Genomic DNA, 15,383 nt, shown 5'->3' on the forward strand with positions numbered 1-15,383 from the left:
CCCCGCCCGCCGCCCCCGGGCCCCCCGGGCGCCCCGCGCGCCCCCCCCCCCCCCCGCCCCCGCCCCCCCCCCGCGCGCCCCCCCACGCCGGCCCGGCCGGGGCGCGCACCGCCGCCGGGCCATCACACCTCCCTCAGCGTCTCGGCGGCCCGCTCCGGCTCCAGCGGGGTGAAGTACATCCCGCTGCCCAGTTCCCCCGCCGCGATGTACCGGGGCGTCCCGGGAGCCCGCCAGACCACGTTGATCTCCAGATACAGATGCGCCCACGGCCAGTCCCCGCCGTCGGTGGGCCGCTGGCGCACCCACAGCACATACGGCGCCGGCCGCCCGAACAGCGCGTCGACGCTGCCGAGGGCGGTCGTCAGCAGCGCGGCCAGCTCCCGCCGCCCGTCCGCGCCCGCGCCCGGGAGGTCCGGCAGATGGGCGCGCGGCGCCAGCCGCAGCGCGTAAGGGAACAGCGGCGCCTCGGGCACCCACGCCCGCCAGCCGCCCTCCTCCGCCACCACCAGCTCCTTCGCGGGCCCCTCGCACAGCGGGCAGCGGTCCAGCGCGCGGCTGCGCTCCAACTGCGTCGCGGGGGCGGGCGGGACGTAGGGCAGGCCGAACGCCTGCCCGTGCGGATGGTCCACGGTCGCGCCCGCGTCGGCGCCGCGGTTCTCGAAGAGCAGCACATAGGCCACATCGGGCCGCGCGCCGAGCTCCGCGGTGCACTCGCTCCACAACTCCACGGCCCGGGCCGCCTGGTGGAGGCCCATCGTGGCCCAGGACGCGCCGTGCTCGGGCGAGTGGAGCAGCACCTCGCACCGGCCCCCGTCCAGGGCGGGCCAGCGGTTGGGGAACCGCCGCACCCGGTAGTCCTCGGGAGCCTCCAGCCCGCCCGGGCAGAACGGGCAGTCCTCGTCCCGGGCGCGGGGCCGGGCCCGGCGGCGGCCGTCGACCGCCACCGTGAGGCCGGTCAGCGGGTCCGTACGCAGCTCAGCCACCCGTACCGCCCTTCCCGCGCTCAGCCGTCGGCACGGACCACCACCCGGATCACATCGGGGCCCGGCCGGTCGGCGAGCCGGAACGCCTTGTCCGCCTCCGACAGCCCCAGGACGTGGGTGATGACCCGGTCGGTGCGCACGGCGCCGTCCACGAGCAGGTCCGCCGCCCGGCGCATGAACCGGCCCGGGCCCATCACCCCGATCGTCGACATCAGCTTCAGCGGCCACTGCGCGGCCGGCATCTCGACCCGCTTGCCCACCCGGTAGCCGATCAGGCCGACGCGGCCGCCGGGCCGTACCAGCTCCGCGGCGAGCCGGATCGCGTCCGGTTCCCCACAGGCGTCCAGGACGACGTCCGGCAGCCCGGCGGGCCCGGCGTCCTCGATCCACCGCGTGACCTCCCCGGCGCTCGACAGCGCGGTGCGCGCGCCGAGGGAGGCGGCCACGGCGGCGCGCCGTTCCACCGGGTCGACGGCCAGGACGACCCGGCCGCCGGACGCCCGTGCCGCCTGGAGCACGTTCAGGCCGATGCCGCCGCACCCCAGCACCGCGACGGTCTCCCCGGCCTCCAGCCGCACCCGGTCCAGCGCGTGGAGGGCCACGGCCAGGGGCTCCGTCTGCGTGGCCGCCAGCAGGTCGGTGTCCGGCGGGAGCCGCACCAGGTTCCGCGCGGGCACGGCGATGAACTCGGCGCAGCCGCCCGGGTCGGTGAAGCCGAACTCGCGCAGCTCCGGGCACATCACCGGCTGCCCCCTGCCGCACCACGAGCAGTGGCCGCAGGCCAGGGCGATGTCCCCGGCCACCACGTCCCCGGGGGACACCAGGGGGCTACGGGTCTCGGCGACCGTGCCGCTCCACTCGTGGCCCGGTACGGCCGGCAGGGCGGCGCCGTGCCACACGTCGTTGTACAGGGAGACGTCGCTGCCGCAGATCGCGTTGTAGGCGACGCGGACCAGGGCCCACCCCTCGGGGAGCACCGGGTCGGGGACGGCCTCGACGGACAGGTCGCGGGGGCCGTTGAGCACTGCTGCACGCATACGGGACCTCTCAGTCCTGGTGGGAGTGGCAGGAGTTGCCGCTGTTGTCACGCAGGAACTGGGTGACGAAGTGGAAGATCATGCTGTGCATGGCCTCGGCCATGCCGACGTCCTTGGTCGGGGCGTTCACCTCCGTGTCCGCCAGGTCGCGCAGGATGCCCCCGGTGCCCGCGGTCACCGCGATCACCCGCAGCCCCGCCTCCTTGGCCCAGCGGGCCGCGGCCACCACGTTGGGGCTGGTGCCCGAGCAGCTGATCACCAGCAGCCGGTCGCCGGCGCGCGCCATCAGCCGCAGGGGCTCGACGAACACCCGCTCGTATCCACAGTCGTTGGCGTAGGCGGTGAGCATGGACAGGTTGTCGGTCAGGGCGATCGCGCGCAGCGGCGGGTTCTGCTCCGCGGAGGTGCCCTTGAGGAGGTCCTGCGCGAGGTGGGAGGCGGCCGATGCGCTGCCGCCGTTGCCCGCCAGATAGACCGTGGCCCCGTCGCGCCGTACCTCGTCGAGTTCGCCGATCAGCCGGTGCACCTGGTCGCCCATGGCCTGGAGCAGGGGGCCCGCGGTGTCCAGGTACTCGTCCCACGGGCCACGGGCCGTACGGCCCGTGGCGATGGAGTCCTGCGTCATCTCTGCGTACCTGCAATCGTGTCGGGGAGCACCGGGGTGCGGTGGACACCACGGTCGTACGGGGTCAGCGGACGAAGTCCTCTTCGACGTCGTGGTCGACGTACCCGGTGCCGCGCAGGTCGCCGGACTCGCCGTCCCACTCGCTCCAGTCGGCCATATAGGTCGGCCCGTACCCGAAGGCGGCCAGGACGCGGTCGCCGGGGGTGCGCTTGCGGCGGGTGCCGTGCATCAGCGCCTCGTTGAGGAGCAGCAGGTCGCCGGCGCCGACGAAGACGTCGCTGAGCGTCGGGAAGCCCTCGTCGATCAGCGAGGCGCGCTCCCCGCGCTCGGCACGAGGGCGCAGCAGGGGGAAGTTGGCCTTGTGCGAGCCCTGGATGTAGCAGAACGAGCCGTCCTCGGGGGAGCGGATGTCGCTGAGGTAGACCAGGGCCTTCACATAGGGACAGAACAGCTTGCCGTCGTGGTAGGTGTGGGCGATCGACAGGTCGCGGCCCACGGTCCCGCCGTCGAGGTCGAGGAGTTCGGAGTTGCCGCCGTGGAGGTAGAGCACGCTGTCCCGGCCGCGGCGCAGCGCGTAGCCCTCCAGCACGCGCAGCGGCTGGTTGACCACCTCGCGGACCCGGCCGACGATGCGTTCGTCCCGGCCGAGCTTCGCGAACGCCTCGCTGGTGCGGGGCAGGTCGTTGTAGCGGCTGGTGTTGTCGAATCCGGGGTCGACGGGGTGGAGCCGGTCGAGTTCCGCGCGGAGGCCGGTGACCTCGGAGGGGTCGAAGACGCCCGGCACGACCAGGAATCCGGTGGTGTCGAAGAGGTAGAGCTCTTCCGGTGACAGGGCGGGCACAGGGGTTCCCTTTCCGTCAGTGCCACGGGGGCAGGGTCACGTCCGGGTCGGCGAGGGCCTTGTCGAGGGCGCGCAGGACGGTGTCGGTGTCGTGCTCGCCCATCCGGGTGTGGAGGGGCAGACAGATGTGCCGGGCGCACAGGTCCGCGGCCACGGGGTGCTCCCCGGCCGGGAACCGGCCCTCGAACACCGGCTGGGCGTCCAGCGGCATCTCGTAGATCTCGCCGCCCAGTTGCACCCCGGCGTCCCGCATCCGCTCCCGCAGCCGCTGCCGGTCCACGCCCGGGTCCAGCACGACCACGTACTTGTACCAGCTCGCGGGCGAGTGCCCGGGCAGCAGTGGGTGGACGCCGCGCATCCCGGCCAGCCCGGCGGTGTAGCGCCGGGCGAGCCGGTCGCGGACGGCCAGGAACGTATCGAGGCGACGCAGCTGGGTCCGGCCGACGGCGGCGTGCAGCTCGCTCATCCGCGCGTTCTCGCCGAGCACCGTGTGGATGCTGCGCCAGGGTTCGGGCTTGCCCAGATTGCGGTAGAGGCGGACGAGCCGGGCGAGTTCGTCGTCGTCGGTGGTGACCATGCCTCCCTCGGCGGAGGTGATGACCTTCGTGGCGAAGAAGGAGAACGCCCCGGCCGCCCCGAACGTCCCGGCATGGCGGCCCTCCAGACGGCTGCCGTGGGCGTGGGCGCAGTCCTCGAACAGCCACAGTCCGCGCCGGGCGCACCAGGCGGCGATGTCCTCGATGTCCGGGGTGACGATGCCGCCCATGTGGACGATCAGGACGCCCGTGGTGGCGTCGGTGACGGCCTGCTCCAGCTCGCGGACGCCGGGCGAGAGCGTGCCGGCGTCCACGTCCGTCAGCCGCACCCGCAGCCCGGCCAGCAGGGGCGCGGCGGCCGTCGAGTAGAAGGAGTTGGCCGGTACCAGCACCTCGCCGCCGGCTTCGCCGGCCAGCGCCCGCAGCCCGCAGACCAGGGCGGCCGTGCCGGAGGCGACGGCCACGGCGTGCCGGGCACCGGTGTAACGCGCCATCTCCGCCTCGAACGCCTCGACCTGCGCGCCCTGGGTGAGCTGCCCGGTCTCCAGGCCGGTGCGCACGGCGGCGAGCACCTCCTGGATGTCCGCTTCCGGGAAGTCGGGCCGGACGGGGACCACGTGCGGAGGCGTCATCGGCCGCTCACCTCCGCCTGGCCGCTGCGGTCCGCGCGGTGCTCCAGCTCCATGCGCAGCCCCTCGTCGATGGTGATCCCGGGCGCCCAGCCGAGCTGGGCGCGGGCCTTGGCGGTGGAGACGAAACGCTGGGAGTAGACGAGCTCACCGCGCCGGGTGGGCTCCTCGCGGTAGACGATGGGCACCCCGCCGAACAGCGCGGAGACCCGCTCGGCGAGCTCCCCGGTGGTGAGGATCTCGGGCCCTTCCAGGTTGTAGACCTGGTTGGCGGCGACAGGGGCCGTGGCCCGGTGGAAGGCGTCGGCGAGGTCGTGGACGTGGAGGAACGCCCGGCGCTCGGAGCCGTCTCCGAAGACGGTCAGTTCCCGGCCCTCGGCCGCCGCGCGCAGGAACGCGGAGACGACGAGGCCGGGCCACATGCCGGGGCCGTAGATGGGGCTGTAGCGCAGGACGGTGGACGCGAGGCCGTGCAGCCGGGCGTAGTCGCGGGCCAGCAGCTCCTTGGCGATCATCGAGGTGGTGTAGAAGTGGCCCGCGCCCGTGGGCAGGAACGGCTCGTCCTCGTCGATGGCCTCGACGCGCATGGCGTTGTACACCCAGCAGCTGCCCGCGAGGACGACGCGGGAGACACCGCAGGCGGCCGACGCGTCGAGCACCGCGGTGGTGCCGGTGACGTTGACGTCCATCGCGGTCACCGGGTCGGCCAGGACGGCCCGGGCGTCGGCGACGCCCGCCAGGTGGAGGACCACGTCCGGCCGCCAGGAGGCGAACAGGCCGGTCAGCTCCCGCCGCGCGGTCACGCTCAGCGCCGCACCCGGGAAAGGGTCGTCGGTGGTCCACCGCGTGTCGACGACGAGGACCTCGTGGCCCTCTTCATGGAAGCGACGGGCCACATGGCGGCCGATGAAGCCCGATCCGCCGGTCACCAGAGCTCGCATCAGGTCCCCTTGGGGGTGTGGTGGGTGGTGGTGCCGGACGCCGGGCCCGCGGCCGCCGCGCCGGCGGTCTCGTGCAGCCGGGAGCGCCATTCCTCCGCGCTGTCCACGGCGCAGCCGTCGTCCGCGTCGGGGGTGCGGTCCAGCAGGTCCAGGAACACGCGGTCGGTGAGGTCTTCGGTGGGGTGTTGCTGCGGCAGCCGGAAGTCGCGCCGGGTGCGCTGCTCGTGCGGCATGAGCCGCCCGGCGCTGCCCAGGCAGTTGCGGCAGGCCGCCAGGGGCTCGGGGGAGCGGAGATAGGCCAGCAGCCGGTCCGGGAACCCCGGGGCGTCCGTGATCTCCAGTGCGTCCTCCCACGGGTCCGCCCCGCCCTGAAGGACCCGGGGCAGGAACACGGACTGCGGGCACTTGAAGAAGTGGCCCTCGAAGACGGTGTGGCAGCGCCACACGTGCGCGATCTGGCACGTCGAGAAGATCCGTCGCACCAGACGGTCGTCGCGGGTGCCGGACTCCGAGTAGGAGTAGCGGAAGTGCGAGTAGTGGAGGAGGGTCAGGGTGACCCCGTGGTCCGCCGCGTGGTCGCGGATCCGGGCCATCTTCTCCTCGGGGATCTCCCTGCCGGGGTAGACGGAGATCTCCACCTCGTCCACCGCCGCCCAGAAGTCCTCGCGCATGCGCGGCAGCAGCACGCCGTTGGTGCACACGACGACGCGCGGCGCGATGCCGCTGGCGCGCACCGAGCCCAGGATGGTGACGAGCTCGCGGTGCAGCAGCGGCTCACCGCCGAGGACCTTCACGAACCGTGCCCGGAAGGACTTCGCCAGCAGGTCCAGATCGCGGGCCGCCGTCTCGGGCGCGACGAAGGAGCGGGTGAAGACGGGGGAGAGGTGGCTGCACGAGGCGCAGCCGAGGTTGCAGTGGTGGGCGACGTTGAGTTCGCACCCCTCCGGGGTGACCACCTTTCCGTTCTCGACGCGATAGGTCATCGGACCGCCTCGGGTTTCTGATCGGAGGCGTCTCCGGCGTCCCGCCAGGAGAAGGTCGGGTCGAAGGGGAGGGAGAAGTTGTTGGAGTAGCCGCCGAGGTAGTAGCGCAAGGTGGCCTTTCCCGTGCAGGAGACCGGCTCGGCGAGGTCGCGCAGGTCCATGGCGAGCTTGTCGTCCTCGCCGATGGACTCGGCCTCGTCGTGGGCGTCGTAGACGTCCCGGAAGGGCACGTCGAGGAGCAGGTCGCGGGCCAGCAGCCATTCGCCGGTGTCGACGGAGACGACGGGGTCGTCCGTGCCCGGCGGGTCGAGCCGGTCCCGCCGCACACAGGCGCCGGGGGAGACGACGCCCTTGGCGCGCATCCGCGCCCACTGGGCGCGCCCCTCCGTCGGGTCGCGGGCCCAGGGCTCGCGGGGCTCCAGATAGGGGGTGCCGTCCGCGTTGAGCATCCGCAGGTGGGAGTGGACGGCGCGGTGGCCGGTGCGCCCGGCGCACTCCAGGAGGCTGCCGAGGTGGTCCGGTTCCCATTCGTTGTCGTCGTCGAGGAAGCCGATCCAGTGGGCGCGGCTCGCGCGGACGGCCATGTTGCGCAGCCGTGCCGAGCGTCCCGGCCCGGAGACGTCGTCGGGGCCGCGCCCGGCCAGCAGCCAGCGGACGTTCCCGGGCAGCGGCTCATGGGAGCGCAGGTACGCATAGGTCTCGTGGCAGTCGTCGATCACGACGAGGTGCCGGAAGGGGGCGTCGAGGTCCTGTCGCTGGACGCTGCGCAGGGCGCGTTCCAGCAGGCGGGGCCGGTTTCTGGTGAGGGTGACGACGGTGACCAGCACGGCTGGATCGCCCTTCGCTCGGTGTGCGTTCGTCTGGCCGTTGGGTGGGGTGGTGGTTCACCCGGGACGGTCGTTCACAGGGGCAGGGCGACGGCCCGGGAGCCGTGTTCGGTGAAGCGGAAACGCAGTTCCGTCAGGCCCGCGCCGGTCATGGCCCGGCGTACCGTCTGCCGCCGGTCGCGGGCGCAGACCAGCAGCAGGAAACCGCCGCCGCCGGACCCCAGCAGCTTCCCTCCGGCGGCGCCGGCCGCCAGCGCCCGGTCGTGGAGCTCCTGGAGCCAGGGGCTGCTGACGCGGGAGCCGAGCCGTGACTTGAGCCGCCAGTGCTCCTCGACGAGGGGGCCGACGCCGTCGAGGTCGCCCTTGCGCAGGCAGTCGGCCATGTCGTCGGCGATGCGCCGGATCGCGTGGAGGCGCTCCAGAGCGTCGCCGTGGCCCTGAAGGGTGCGGCGGTTCTGTTCGGAGAGGATGTCCCCGGCGTCGCGGCTGATGCCGGTGTAGAAGAGCAGCAGCCGCTCCTCCAGCTCGGCGCGTACGCCCGGGTCGAGGTCGAGGCTTTCGGTCTCCACCCGGCCGGAGGGGGCGAAGCGGAGGATCCGGACGCCGCCGTGGGCCGCCATGTAGTGGTCCTGTTTGCCGACGGCCCGGCCCAGGTCCTCGATCTCGATCCGGCTCGCCGTCTCCGCGAGCCCGTCCGCGCCGGGGGCATGGGGGTGGGCGGCGGCGTGCAGCACGGAGACGGCCAGGGCGGCCGAGCCGCCCAGCCCGCTGCCGCTGGGCACGTCGCCGAAGACGGTGACCTGGCGGTCGCGGACCAGCCCCGCGCGCGTCAGACAGGCCCGCAGCATGGGGTCCGGGTGCCGCGCCGCCTCCGCCACGGTCTCGCAGGAGTCCGTGGCGGTGCGCAGCCGGCCCCGGAACTCGCGGGGGTGGACGGTCACGCCGACGTAGCGGTCGATGGCACAGGCGATCACCAGTCCGCCGTGGCGGGCGGAGTAGCTGGGGATGTCGGTGCCGCCGCCCGCCAGGGAGATCCGCAGGGGAGCGCGGGCCGTGACGGTCTCAGCCATGGGCCTCGTGTCCCGGGTCGTGGTCCCCGCCGCACTCGCGGCCCCGGCGCAGCAGTTCGTGCACGGCGGCCCGGACCTCCCGGCGGGGGACCGGGGTGAGGTAGTGCTGCCCGAGGCCGAGCGGGACGCCCAGCGCGCCCAGCAGCACCATCGGGACGTCGGAGGAGGTGTGCGCCTCGTAGCCGCGCTTGTTGTCGAAGCCGATGTGGTGCATCACCGTCTCCGTGTCCAGCCCGGCGGTCAGACAGCGGCACACCCCGACGCGCTCGATGAGCTCCTCGTGGGTGGCCACGGCGTCCGCGCCCAGCGCGCCGAGCCGGTGGGCGACGTCGGCCGCGACGGCCATGCCCAGGGCCACCGCCTCGCCGTGCTTGACGGGTACGGCCCGCGAGGCGGGGGCGGCGCTGGCGAGCTCCAGGGCGTGCCCGACGGTGTGGCCGTACTCCAGCAGCACGCCCGAGTATTTCTCGTGGGGGTCCTCCAGCAGCAGCCGGCTCTTGACCGCCAGGCTCAGCTCGAAGATCTCCTCCAGGTCCGCCGGCGTGTAGTCGGCCCGGGGGCGCAGCAGCCGGCGCAGGGCGGTGATCTGGCCGGGCTCGATGGCGAGCGCGTTCTTGACGGTCTCGCAGGTGCCCGACCGCAGGTCGCGCGGGGAACCCATGGCCACCACGCCGAAGTCGACGACGATCAGCTCCGGCGGGTGGTACAGCCCGACGGTGTTCTTGGCGTGTGCGGTGTTGACGGCCTGCTTGGCGGAGATCACCGAGTCGCAGGCGGCGATGACGGTGGTGGGGACGTGGACGAGCCGGATGCCGCGGAAGAGCAGCCCGGCCAGCAGCCCGGCGATGTTGCCGGGGATGCCGCCGCCGACGGCCACGACGACGGAGCGGCGGGTGACCTTGAAGTCCAGGGCGAGGTCGATGAACCGGGAGAGCGTGGCGAGGTTCTTGTGGGCCTCGCCGGGCGGGTGGGAGAGCAGCAGGGCGGGCGCGGTCTGCTCGACGACCCCCGCGAGCTTGCTCGCGACCACGCCCTGGACGGTGTCGTCGGTGACGAATACGAGGCGGTCCGCGTCCAGTGAGGTGAGCACCTGGGCCACGTCGTCGAGGCAGTCGTGCCCGAGCAGCACCCGGACGCGCCGGTCGCCGAGGGAGAAGTGCCGTTCGGTCAGGGGTGGCGGGGGGCCGTGGAGGTCGGCCGGGGCCGGGGGAGGGAACTGGGAGTCCATCACCATCACCTTCGTAATGCGTCGATGCGCCGCTGGGCGATCCCGGTCGCCTCGTCCGAGAAGTCGTTGCACGCCCAGGGCCGGCCGGTGGCCTCGGCGGCCAGGGCCGTGGCACCGGTCCCGGCGAAGGGGTCGACCACGAGCTCGCCCTCCCGGGTGAGCAGGCGGATGAAGTACTCGGGCAGTGCCACCGGGAAGCGCTCGGCGTGGGCCCGGGCCCGTTCGCCGGACGGGTCGCCCGCTACGTCGCCGGGACCTGGGTCGTGGTCGTCGGCCGTGGAGTCGCCCAGGACGAGGAAGTTGCCGTACGCCCGGGTGAGGTGGTTCTGGAAGCCGCGCACCCCTTGGACGTCCACCGGTACGTCGGGTGTCCTGGCCAGCCAGAACCACATGCTCACGCAGTCCTCGAAGCGCTCCCGGCGCCGGCCGGACCATTCCACGTCGGTATCCAGGAAGCCGGGGTTGTACCAGTAGAACTCCTGGAGCAGGTGCCAGTCGCCGCCGGCGAGCAGGCCGTTGATCGCGGAGAAGTTCTGCACGGTGCGCACCGGGGCGTCCTTCGCCCAGCAGCAGCCCAGCTCCATCACGAGGCTGCCGTCCGGCCGGAGCACCCGGGCGATCTCCGTCAGGAACGGGTCGAGCCACTTGACGAAGCCGGGGCCGGTGGGGTCGGTGGAGGAGGCCGTGAAGGGGCCGGTGAACCAGGGGGAGGTGACCACCAGACGGGCGGTGGCGTCGGGCAGGCTGCGCAGGAAGCCGACGGCGTCGCCCTGGGTGAGGGTTCCGCCGTCCGTCGATGTCACCGTGCGCACGGCGACGTCGCCCGGCGCGGTACGGGGGGTCATGGCATGCCCTTTCGTCGTGGGGCGGAGCTGCCGGGAGCGCGGACCTCGCGAGGCGTCAGACGACGCCCAGCCGGGTCCGGGCCGTCCCCAGCGCCGCGGCCACGAGCTCCATGCGCTCCGGCGGGGCGAGGAACATCCAGTGCGGGAGGACGACGGCGTTCTCCCCCGCGGCCTCGGCGACGGGCAGCTCGAACCGCGCCGGGTCCAGGTCCCGGGCCCGCCGGGGGTCGGCCCCGGCCCCGGCCCAGCCGGAGCTGAGCGGCTGGTAGAGGTCGTTGCGGTTGAGGGCCGAGTCGGCGGGCTCGATGTGTGCCCCCAGCTGCTGGGAGAGCAGGGCGGCGACCTTGTGCTTGGCCCCGTGGCCGAACACCTCCGGGCGCAGCCGGATACAGACCTGGTAGGCGGCCTCGGCGGTCAGCGCGGCGGGCCGGACGAGGGGGTACACGCCCTCGACGTCCTCGAACAGCTCCTCCAGGCGCCGCATGGAGACCCTGCGCCGGTCGTTCTCCTCGTCGAGCCGGCCGAGTCCGTCCAGCGCGACGGCCGCGTTGAACTCGCTCATGCAGTAGTTGTAGCCCTGCACGCCGGGCAGCTCCTCCAGCTCCAGCTCGCCGGTCGGGGTGTCCGTCCGGTGCCGGCGGCCGTCGGCCCGCTTGCGGTAGAGACGGGAGTGGATCTCCGGGTCGGAGGTCACCGCGACGCCGCCCTCCCCGGAGGTGAGGAGCTTGGTCTGCTGGAGGCTGAACGCCGCCACGTCACCGAAGCTCCCCAGCCGGCGCCCGCGCCAGGTGGCGCCGTGCACGTGCGAGCAGTCCTCCAGCAGCGCCAGGCCGTGCCGGCGGGTCAGCGCGCCCATGGCGTCGAGGTCCACGGCGGACCCGTACAGGTGCACCGCCATGACGACCTTGGTCCTGGGGGTGAGCGCGGCCTCGGCCGCCGCGACGGACATGCACAGGGTGTCCGGGTCGACGTCGACGAGCACGGGGGTCGCGCCGACGCGCAGGACGGAGGAGGCGCAGGCCACCCAGGTGAGGCCCGGGACGAGCACCTCGTCACCGGGACCGACGTCCAGCGCCTCCAGGGCGACGGTGAGCGCGGCCGAGCCGTTGCAGGTGGGGACCGCGTGCGCGGCGCCAAGATACCCGGCGAAGGCCCGGGCGAAGGACTCCTCGAAGGACTGCTCGCCCGTATAGGCGCCGCTGACCGTCCAGCGGCCCGACCGCAGCGCCGCGAGCAGGCGCTCCTCGGTCTGCGGGGTGTACCTCGGCCATGCGGGCCATGAGTGCGTGTGTGTCTTCAAACTGCCGGACCTCCGTGTTCACCGGGCCACGAGTGTGGGGAGTGGGCCGAACGCCAACGGTGTCGCGCGCATGCCGTTCCGCCGAAGCTTGAACGGGATATCGAGAAGCGTACGCATGTGCGCATGGCATGCGTCAACGACCGGTATGTGGTTGGCGCATTGATTCGCTTCGACTCCGGGAGCCCTGGGGCGTGGGGGAAGCTTGATTGTCCTGCGTATGGTTGAGAGCGGTGACTATTGACCGTTGTGTCAACTCCCTGACGATCACCGGTCCTTGACCGGAATTGCACACCGGCGATCGGGGTGATCGCGTGCGCTCCGGGCGCGGGCCCGGACACCATGACGGTGTGAACGGGAACCGGGCCTTCGGCGGGGCCTTCGATGGGGCCGAGCCGCCGGCCGCGCTCACGGTGGGGCCGACTGCCCGGACGGCGGTGGTCTGGCTGCCGCCCCGGGAACTGTGGCCGGCGATCCAGGACATCCGCTGGGAGCACGACCCACAGGTACGGCGGTGGCCGCCGCATGTGAACCTGCTGTTCGGCTTCGTACCGGAGGAGGAGTTCGCGCGGGCCGTGCCACTGCTCGCCGCCGGAGCGGCGGAGAACGCGGCGTTCACGGCACGGCTGGCGGGCGTCCGGTACTTCCGGCACCGCCACTACGCGACGGTATGGCTCGACCCGGCCGCGGCCGATCCGGCACCGTGGGCCCGCCTCCACAGGGCGCTGGAGTCACGATTCCCGCTGTGCCACGGACGCGGCGACCGCTTCACCCCACATCTGTCCCTCGGCCGCACCCAGGACCCCCGGCGCCTGGCCGCCGAGTGCGCCGCCCGGCTCGGCACCCTGTCGGCGGTGGTCGGGGAGGTGGTCCTGCTCTCCCGGCGCGGCGACGGCCCCATGCGGCCCCGGGCCGTGATCGCACTGGGCACCGGCGAGGTCCGGCCGGCGGGGACCGAGCCGGAGGAGTGAGCCGGAGGGCCCGCCCCGGAGGCGGGGTCCTGTCGAGGAGACGCCCGGCACGAGATATCTTGATGTCAAGCAATGTTATAGACGTGGAGCGGAGCACCCGGTGACTGACTCGACCATCATCTATACCCACACCGACGAGGCGCCGGCCCTGGCGACGCATTCCTTCCTGCCCGTGGTCAAGGCCTACGCCTCGCAGGCCGGGGTCACTGTGGAGACCCGTGACATCTCCCTGGCGGGCCGGATCATCGCCGGCTTCCCCGAGTACCTCGAGGAGGGCCAGCGCATCGCCGACGCCCTCGCCGAGCTCGGCGAGCTGGCCAAGACGCCCGGTGCCAACATCATCAAGCTGCCGAACATCTCGGCCTCGATCCCGCAGCTGAAGGCCGCCGTCGCGGAGCTCCAGGAGCAGGGCTACGCGCTGCCGGACTACCCGGACGACCCGAAGACCGACGAGGAGCGCGACATCCGCGCCCGCTACGACAAGGTCAAGGGCAGCGCCGTCAACCCGGTCCTGCGCGAGGGCAACTCCGACCGGCGCGCCCCCGCCTCGGTGAAGAACTACGCCAAGACCCACCCGCACCGCATGGGCGCCTGGACCTCCGGGTCGAAGACGAACGTCGCCACCATGGGCGCCGACGACTTCCGCTCCACCGAGAAGTCCGCGATCATCGCCGAGGACGGCGCGCTGCGCATCGAGCTGGCGGGTGACGACGGCTCCACCACCGTCCTGCGCGAGTCCGTACCGGTGCTCGCCGGCGAGGTCGTCGACGCCTCCGTCATGCGCGTCGCCGCGCTGCGCGAGTTCCTCACGGCGCAGGTGTCCCGCGCCAAGGCCGAGGACGTGCTGTTCTCGGTGCACCTGAAGGCCACGATGATGAAGGTCTCCGACCCGATCGTCTTCGGCCACGTGGTCCGCGCCTTCTTCCCGAAGACCTTCGCCGCGCACGGCGGCACCCTGGCCGCGGCCGGCCTCACCCCGAACGACGGCCTCGGCGGCATCTTCAAGGGCCTGGAGGCGCTGCCCGAGGGCGACGCGATCAAGGCGTCCTTCGAGGCCGAGCTCGCCGAGGGCCCGGCCCTGGCGATGGTCGACTCCGACCGCGGCATCACCAACCTCCACGTCCCCAGCGACGTCATCGTCGACGCCTCCATGCCGGCCATGATCCGCACCTCCGGCCACATGTGGGGCCCGGACGGCCAGGAGGCCGACACCCTCGCCGTGCTGCCCGACAGCAGCTACGCGGGCGTCTACCAGGTCGTCGTCGACGACTGCCGCGCCCACGGCGCCTTCGACCCGGCCACGATGGGCACCGTGCCCAACGTCGGTCTGATGGCCCAGAAGGCCGAGGAGTACGGCAGCCACGACAAGACGTTCGAGATCCCGGTCACCGGCACCGTCCGCCTGGTCGACCAGGCCGGGAACGTCGTCCTGGAGCAGACCGTCTCCGCCGGCGACATCTTCCGCGCCTGCCAGACCAAGGACGCCCCGATCAAGGACTGGGTGAAGCTGGCCGTCACCCGCGCCCGCGCCACCGGCGACCCGGCCGTCTTCTGGCTCGACGAGACCCGCGCCCACGACGCCAACCTGATCGCCAAGATCGAGCGGTACCTGCCCGAGCACGACACCGAGGGCCTGGACATCCGCGTCCTGTCCCCGGTCGAGGCGACCAAGCTGTCCGTCGAGCGCATCCGCCGCGGCGAGAACACCATCTCCGTCACGGGCAACGTGCTCCGCGACTACCTCACCGACCTGTTCCCGATCCTGGAGCTGGGCACCAGCGCCAAGATGCTGTCGGTCGTCCCGCTGATGGCGGGCGGCGGCCTCTTCGAGACGGGCGCGGGCGGCTCCGCCCCCAAGCACGTCCAGCAGCTGGTCAAGGAGAACTACCTGCGCTGGGACTCGCTCGGCGAGTTCTTCGCGCTGGTCCCGTCCCTGGAGCACTACGCGAAGAGCACCGGCGACCAGCGCGCCCAGGTCCTCGCCGACGCCCTCGACCGCGCCACGGCGACCTTCCTCAACGAGGACAAGTCCCCGACCCGTCGCGTCGGCGGCATCGACAACCGCGGCAGCCACTTCTACCTGTCCATGTACTGGGCCCAGGAGCTGGCCGCGCAGACCGCCGACGCGGACCTGGCCAAGGCCTTCGCCCCGCTCGCCGAGACGCTCTCCGCCAACGAGCAGAAGATCGTCGACGAGCTGAACGCCGTCCAGGGCCAGTCGGCCGACATCGGCGGCTACTACCAGCCCGACGTGACCAAGGCCGCGGCCGTCATGCGCCCGTCCGCGACCTTCAACCAGGCCATCTCGACCCTGGCCTGACCCACCCGGCCCGGACGGATCCGGACGGCCCACCGCCGTCCGGCCATACGCCCGGCACACCGCCCCGACCGGCACCCGCCGGCCGGGGCGGTCCCGTATCGTCGCGGTTCCCCGACCGGCACGGCCTCCGGAAACAGGCCGCCGCCCGGGCCCGGGGGGGGCCGCGGGGGGGGGCCGGGGGGGGGGGGGGGGGCGCGCGGGGGGGTGTTTAAGGGGGTGGTGGGGGGGGCCGGGGGGGGGGGGAGGCCCC

Annotated in this window: 14 protein-coding genes; 2 read left to right on the plus strand and 12 right to left on the minus strand. The window is 73.2% G+C overall.

Annotation, left to right across the window (positions count from 1 at the left end; translation table 11 throughout):
• Positions 1-122: 122 nt before the first annotated feature.
• From AB0E98_RS18750 to AB0E98_RS18805, 12 genes are all read right to left on the minus strand, one after another.
• A complete protein-coding gene (locus AB0E98_RS18750; RefSeq protein WP_361703688.1) occupies positions 123-983 on the minus strand; it encodes a hypothetical protein in 861 nt (286 codons plus the stop codon).
• 20 nt (positions 984-1,003) lie between these two features.
• Positions 1,004-2,020 carry an alcohol dehydrogenase catalytic domain-containing protein gene (locus AB0E98_RS18755; protein ID WP_361703691.1) on the minus strand — a complete coding sequence of 339 codons (1,017 nt, stop codon included), beginning with the start codon at positions 2,018-2,020 and terminating at the stop codon, positions 1,004-1,006.
• Positions 2,021-2,030: 10 nt separating this feature from the next.
• Positions 2,031-2,645 (minus strand): SIS domain-containing protein, encoded by a 615-nt coding sequence (locus AB0E98_RS18760; protein WP_361703693.1) that lies wholly within the window; start codon positions 2,643-2,645, stop codon positions 2,031-2,033.
• Positions 2,646-2,709: 64 nt separating this feature from the next.
• Entirely contained in the window at positions 2,710-3,486 is a 777-nt protein-coding gene (locus AB0E98_RS18765; protein ID WP_361703696.1) for a phytanoyl-CoA dioxygenase family protein, read from the minus strand.
• A gap of 16 nt (positions 3,487-3,502) precedes the next feature.
• A complete protein-coding gene (locus AB0E98_RS18770) occupies positions 3,503-4,654 on the minus strand; it encodes a DegT/DnrJ/EryC1/StrS family aminotransferase (RefSeq protein ID WP_361703698.1) in 1,152 nt (383 codons plus the stop codon).
• Positions 4,651-5,592: an NAD(P)-dependent oxidoreductase gene (locus tag AB0E98_RS18775; protein ID WP_361703700.1), complete on the minus strand. Its 942-nt coding sequence runs from the start codon at positions 5,590-5,592 to the stop codon at positions 4,651-4,653. Before AB0E98_RS18775 ends, AB0E98_RS18770 begins: the two co-directional genes overlap by 4 nt.
• Positions 5,592-6,575 carry a radical SAM protein gene (locus tag AB0E98_RS18780; protein WP_361703702.1) on the minus strand — a complete coding sequence of 328 codons (984 nt, stop codon included), beginning with the start codon at positions 6,573-6,575 and terminating at the stop codon, positions 5,592-5,594. Before AB0E98_RS18780 ends, AB0E98_RS18775 begins: the two co-directional genes overlap by 1 nt.
• Positions 6,572-7,402, minus strand: coding sequence for a glycosyltransferase family A protein (locus AB0E98_RS18785; RefSeq protein WP_361703704.1), 831 nt, complete (start codon positions 7,400-7,402; stop codon positions 6,572-6,574). Before AB0E98_RS18785 ends, AB0E98_RS18780 begins: the two co-directional genes overlap by 4 nt.
• 74 nt (positions 7,403-7,476) lie before the next feature.
• Entirely contained in the window at positions 7,477-8,472 is a 996-nt protein-coding gene (locus AB0E98_RS18790; protein WP_361703706.1) for a hypothetical protein, read from the minus strand.
• On the minus strand, positions 8,465-9,700 hold the full coding sequence (locus tag AB0E98_RS18795) for a 2-deoxy-scyllo-inosose synthase (protein ID WP_361703709.1): 1,236 nt from the start codon (positions 9,698-9,700) through the stop codon (positions 8,465-8,467). The genes AB0E98_RS18790 and AB0E98_RS18795 overlap by 8 nt, the downstream gene beginning before the upstream one ends.
• Positions 9,701-9,705: 5 nt before the next feature.
• The gene (locus AB0E98_RS18800; RefSeq protein WP_361703712.1) at positions 9,706-10,545 is read right to left on the minus strand and encodes a DNA methyltransferase; all 840 of its coding nucleotides are present in this window, start codon (positions 10,543-10,545) and stop codon (positions 9,706-9,708) included.
• 55 nt (positions 10,546-10,600) lie between these two features.
• Positions 10,601-11,845: a DegT/DnrJ/EryC1/StrS family aminotransferase gene (locus tag AB0E98_RS18805; RefSeq protein WP_361703714.1), complete on the minus strand. Its 1,245-nt coding sequence runs from the start codon at positions 11,843-11,845 to the stop codon at positions 10,601-10,603.
• Positions 11,846-12,192: 347 nt separating this feature from the next.
• Here AB0E98_RS18805 and AB0E98_RS18810 point away from each other — a divergent pair, with 347 nt between their 5' ends.
• Complete coding sequence (locus AB0E98_RS18810) at positions 12,193-12,813, plus strand: 2'-5' RNA ligase family protein (protein WP_361703717.1); 621 nt, start codon at positions 12,193-12,195, stop codon at positions 12,811-12,813.
• Between the two features lie 100 nt (positions 12,814-12,913).
• Positions 12,914-15,133 carry an NADP-dependent isocitrate dehydrogenase gene (locus AB0E98_RS18815; RefSeq protein ID WP_361703719.1) on the plus strand — a complete coding sequence of 740 codons (2,220 nt, stop codon included), beginning with the start codon at positions 12,914-12,916 and terminating at the stop codon, positions 15,131-15,133.
• The last annotated feature ends 250 nt before the right edge of the window (positions 15,134-15,383 follow it).

It is taken from the genome of Streptomyces sp. NPDC037389, from assembly GCF_040636475.1.
Classification (GTDB): domain Bacteria; phylum Actinomycetota; class Actinomycetes; order Streptomycetales; family Streptomycetaceae; genus Streptomyces; species Streptomyces hesseae.

Excerpts from the sequence above, each read along its gene's own strand:
- AB0E98_RS18790 (WP_361703706.1), bottom strand. The coding sequence starts at position 8,472 with ATGGCTGAGACCGTCACGGCCCGCGCTCCCCTGCGGATCTCCCTGGCG.
- AB0E98_RS18800 (WP_361703712.1), bottom strand. The coding sequence starts at position 10,545 with ATGACCCCCCGTACCGCGCCGGGCGACGTCGCCGTGCGCACGGTGACA.
- AB0E98_RS18755 (WP_361703691.1), bottom strand. The coding sequence starts at position 2,020 with ATGCGTGCAGCAGTGCTCAACGGCCCCCGCGACCTGTCCGTCGAGGCC.
- AB0E98_RS18780 (WP_361703702.1), bottom strand. The coding sequence starts at position 6,575 with ATGACCTATCGCGTCGAGAACGGAAAGGTGGTCACCCCGGAGGGGTGC.
- AB0E98_RS18770 (WP_361703698.1), bottom strand. The coding sequence starts at position 4,654 with ATGACGCCTCCGCACGTGGTCCCCGTCCGGCCCGACTTCCCGGAAGCG.
- AB0E98_RS18775 (WP_361703700.1), bottom strand. The coding sequence starts at position 5,592 with ATGCGAGCTCTGGTGACCGGCGGATCGGGCTTCATCGGCCGCCATGTG.
- AB0E98_RS18760 (WP_361703693.1), bottom strand. The coding sequence starts at position 2,645 with ATGACGCAGGACTCCATCGCCACGGGCCGTACGGCCCGTGGCCCGTGG.
- AB0E98_RS18795 (WP_361703709.1), bottom strand. The coding sequence starts at position 9,700 with ATGGACTCCCAGTTCCCTCCCCCGGCCCCGGCCGACCTCCACGGCCCC.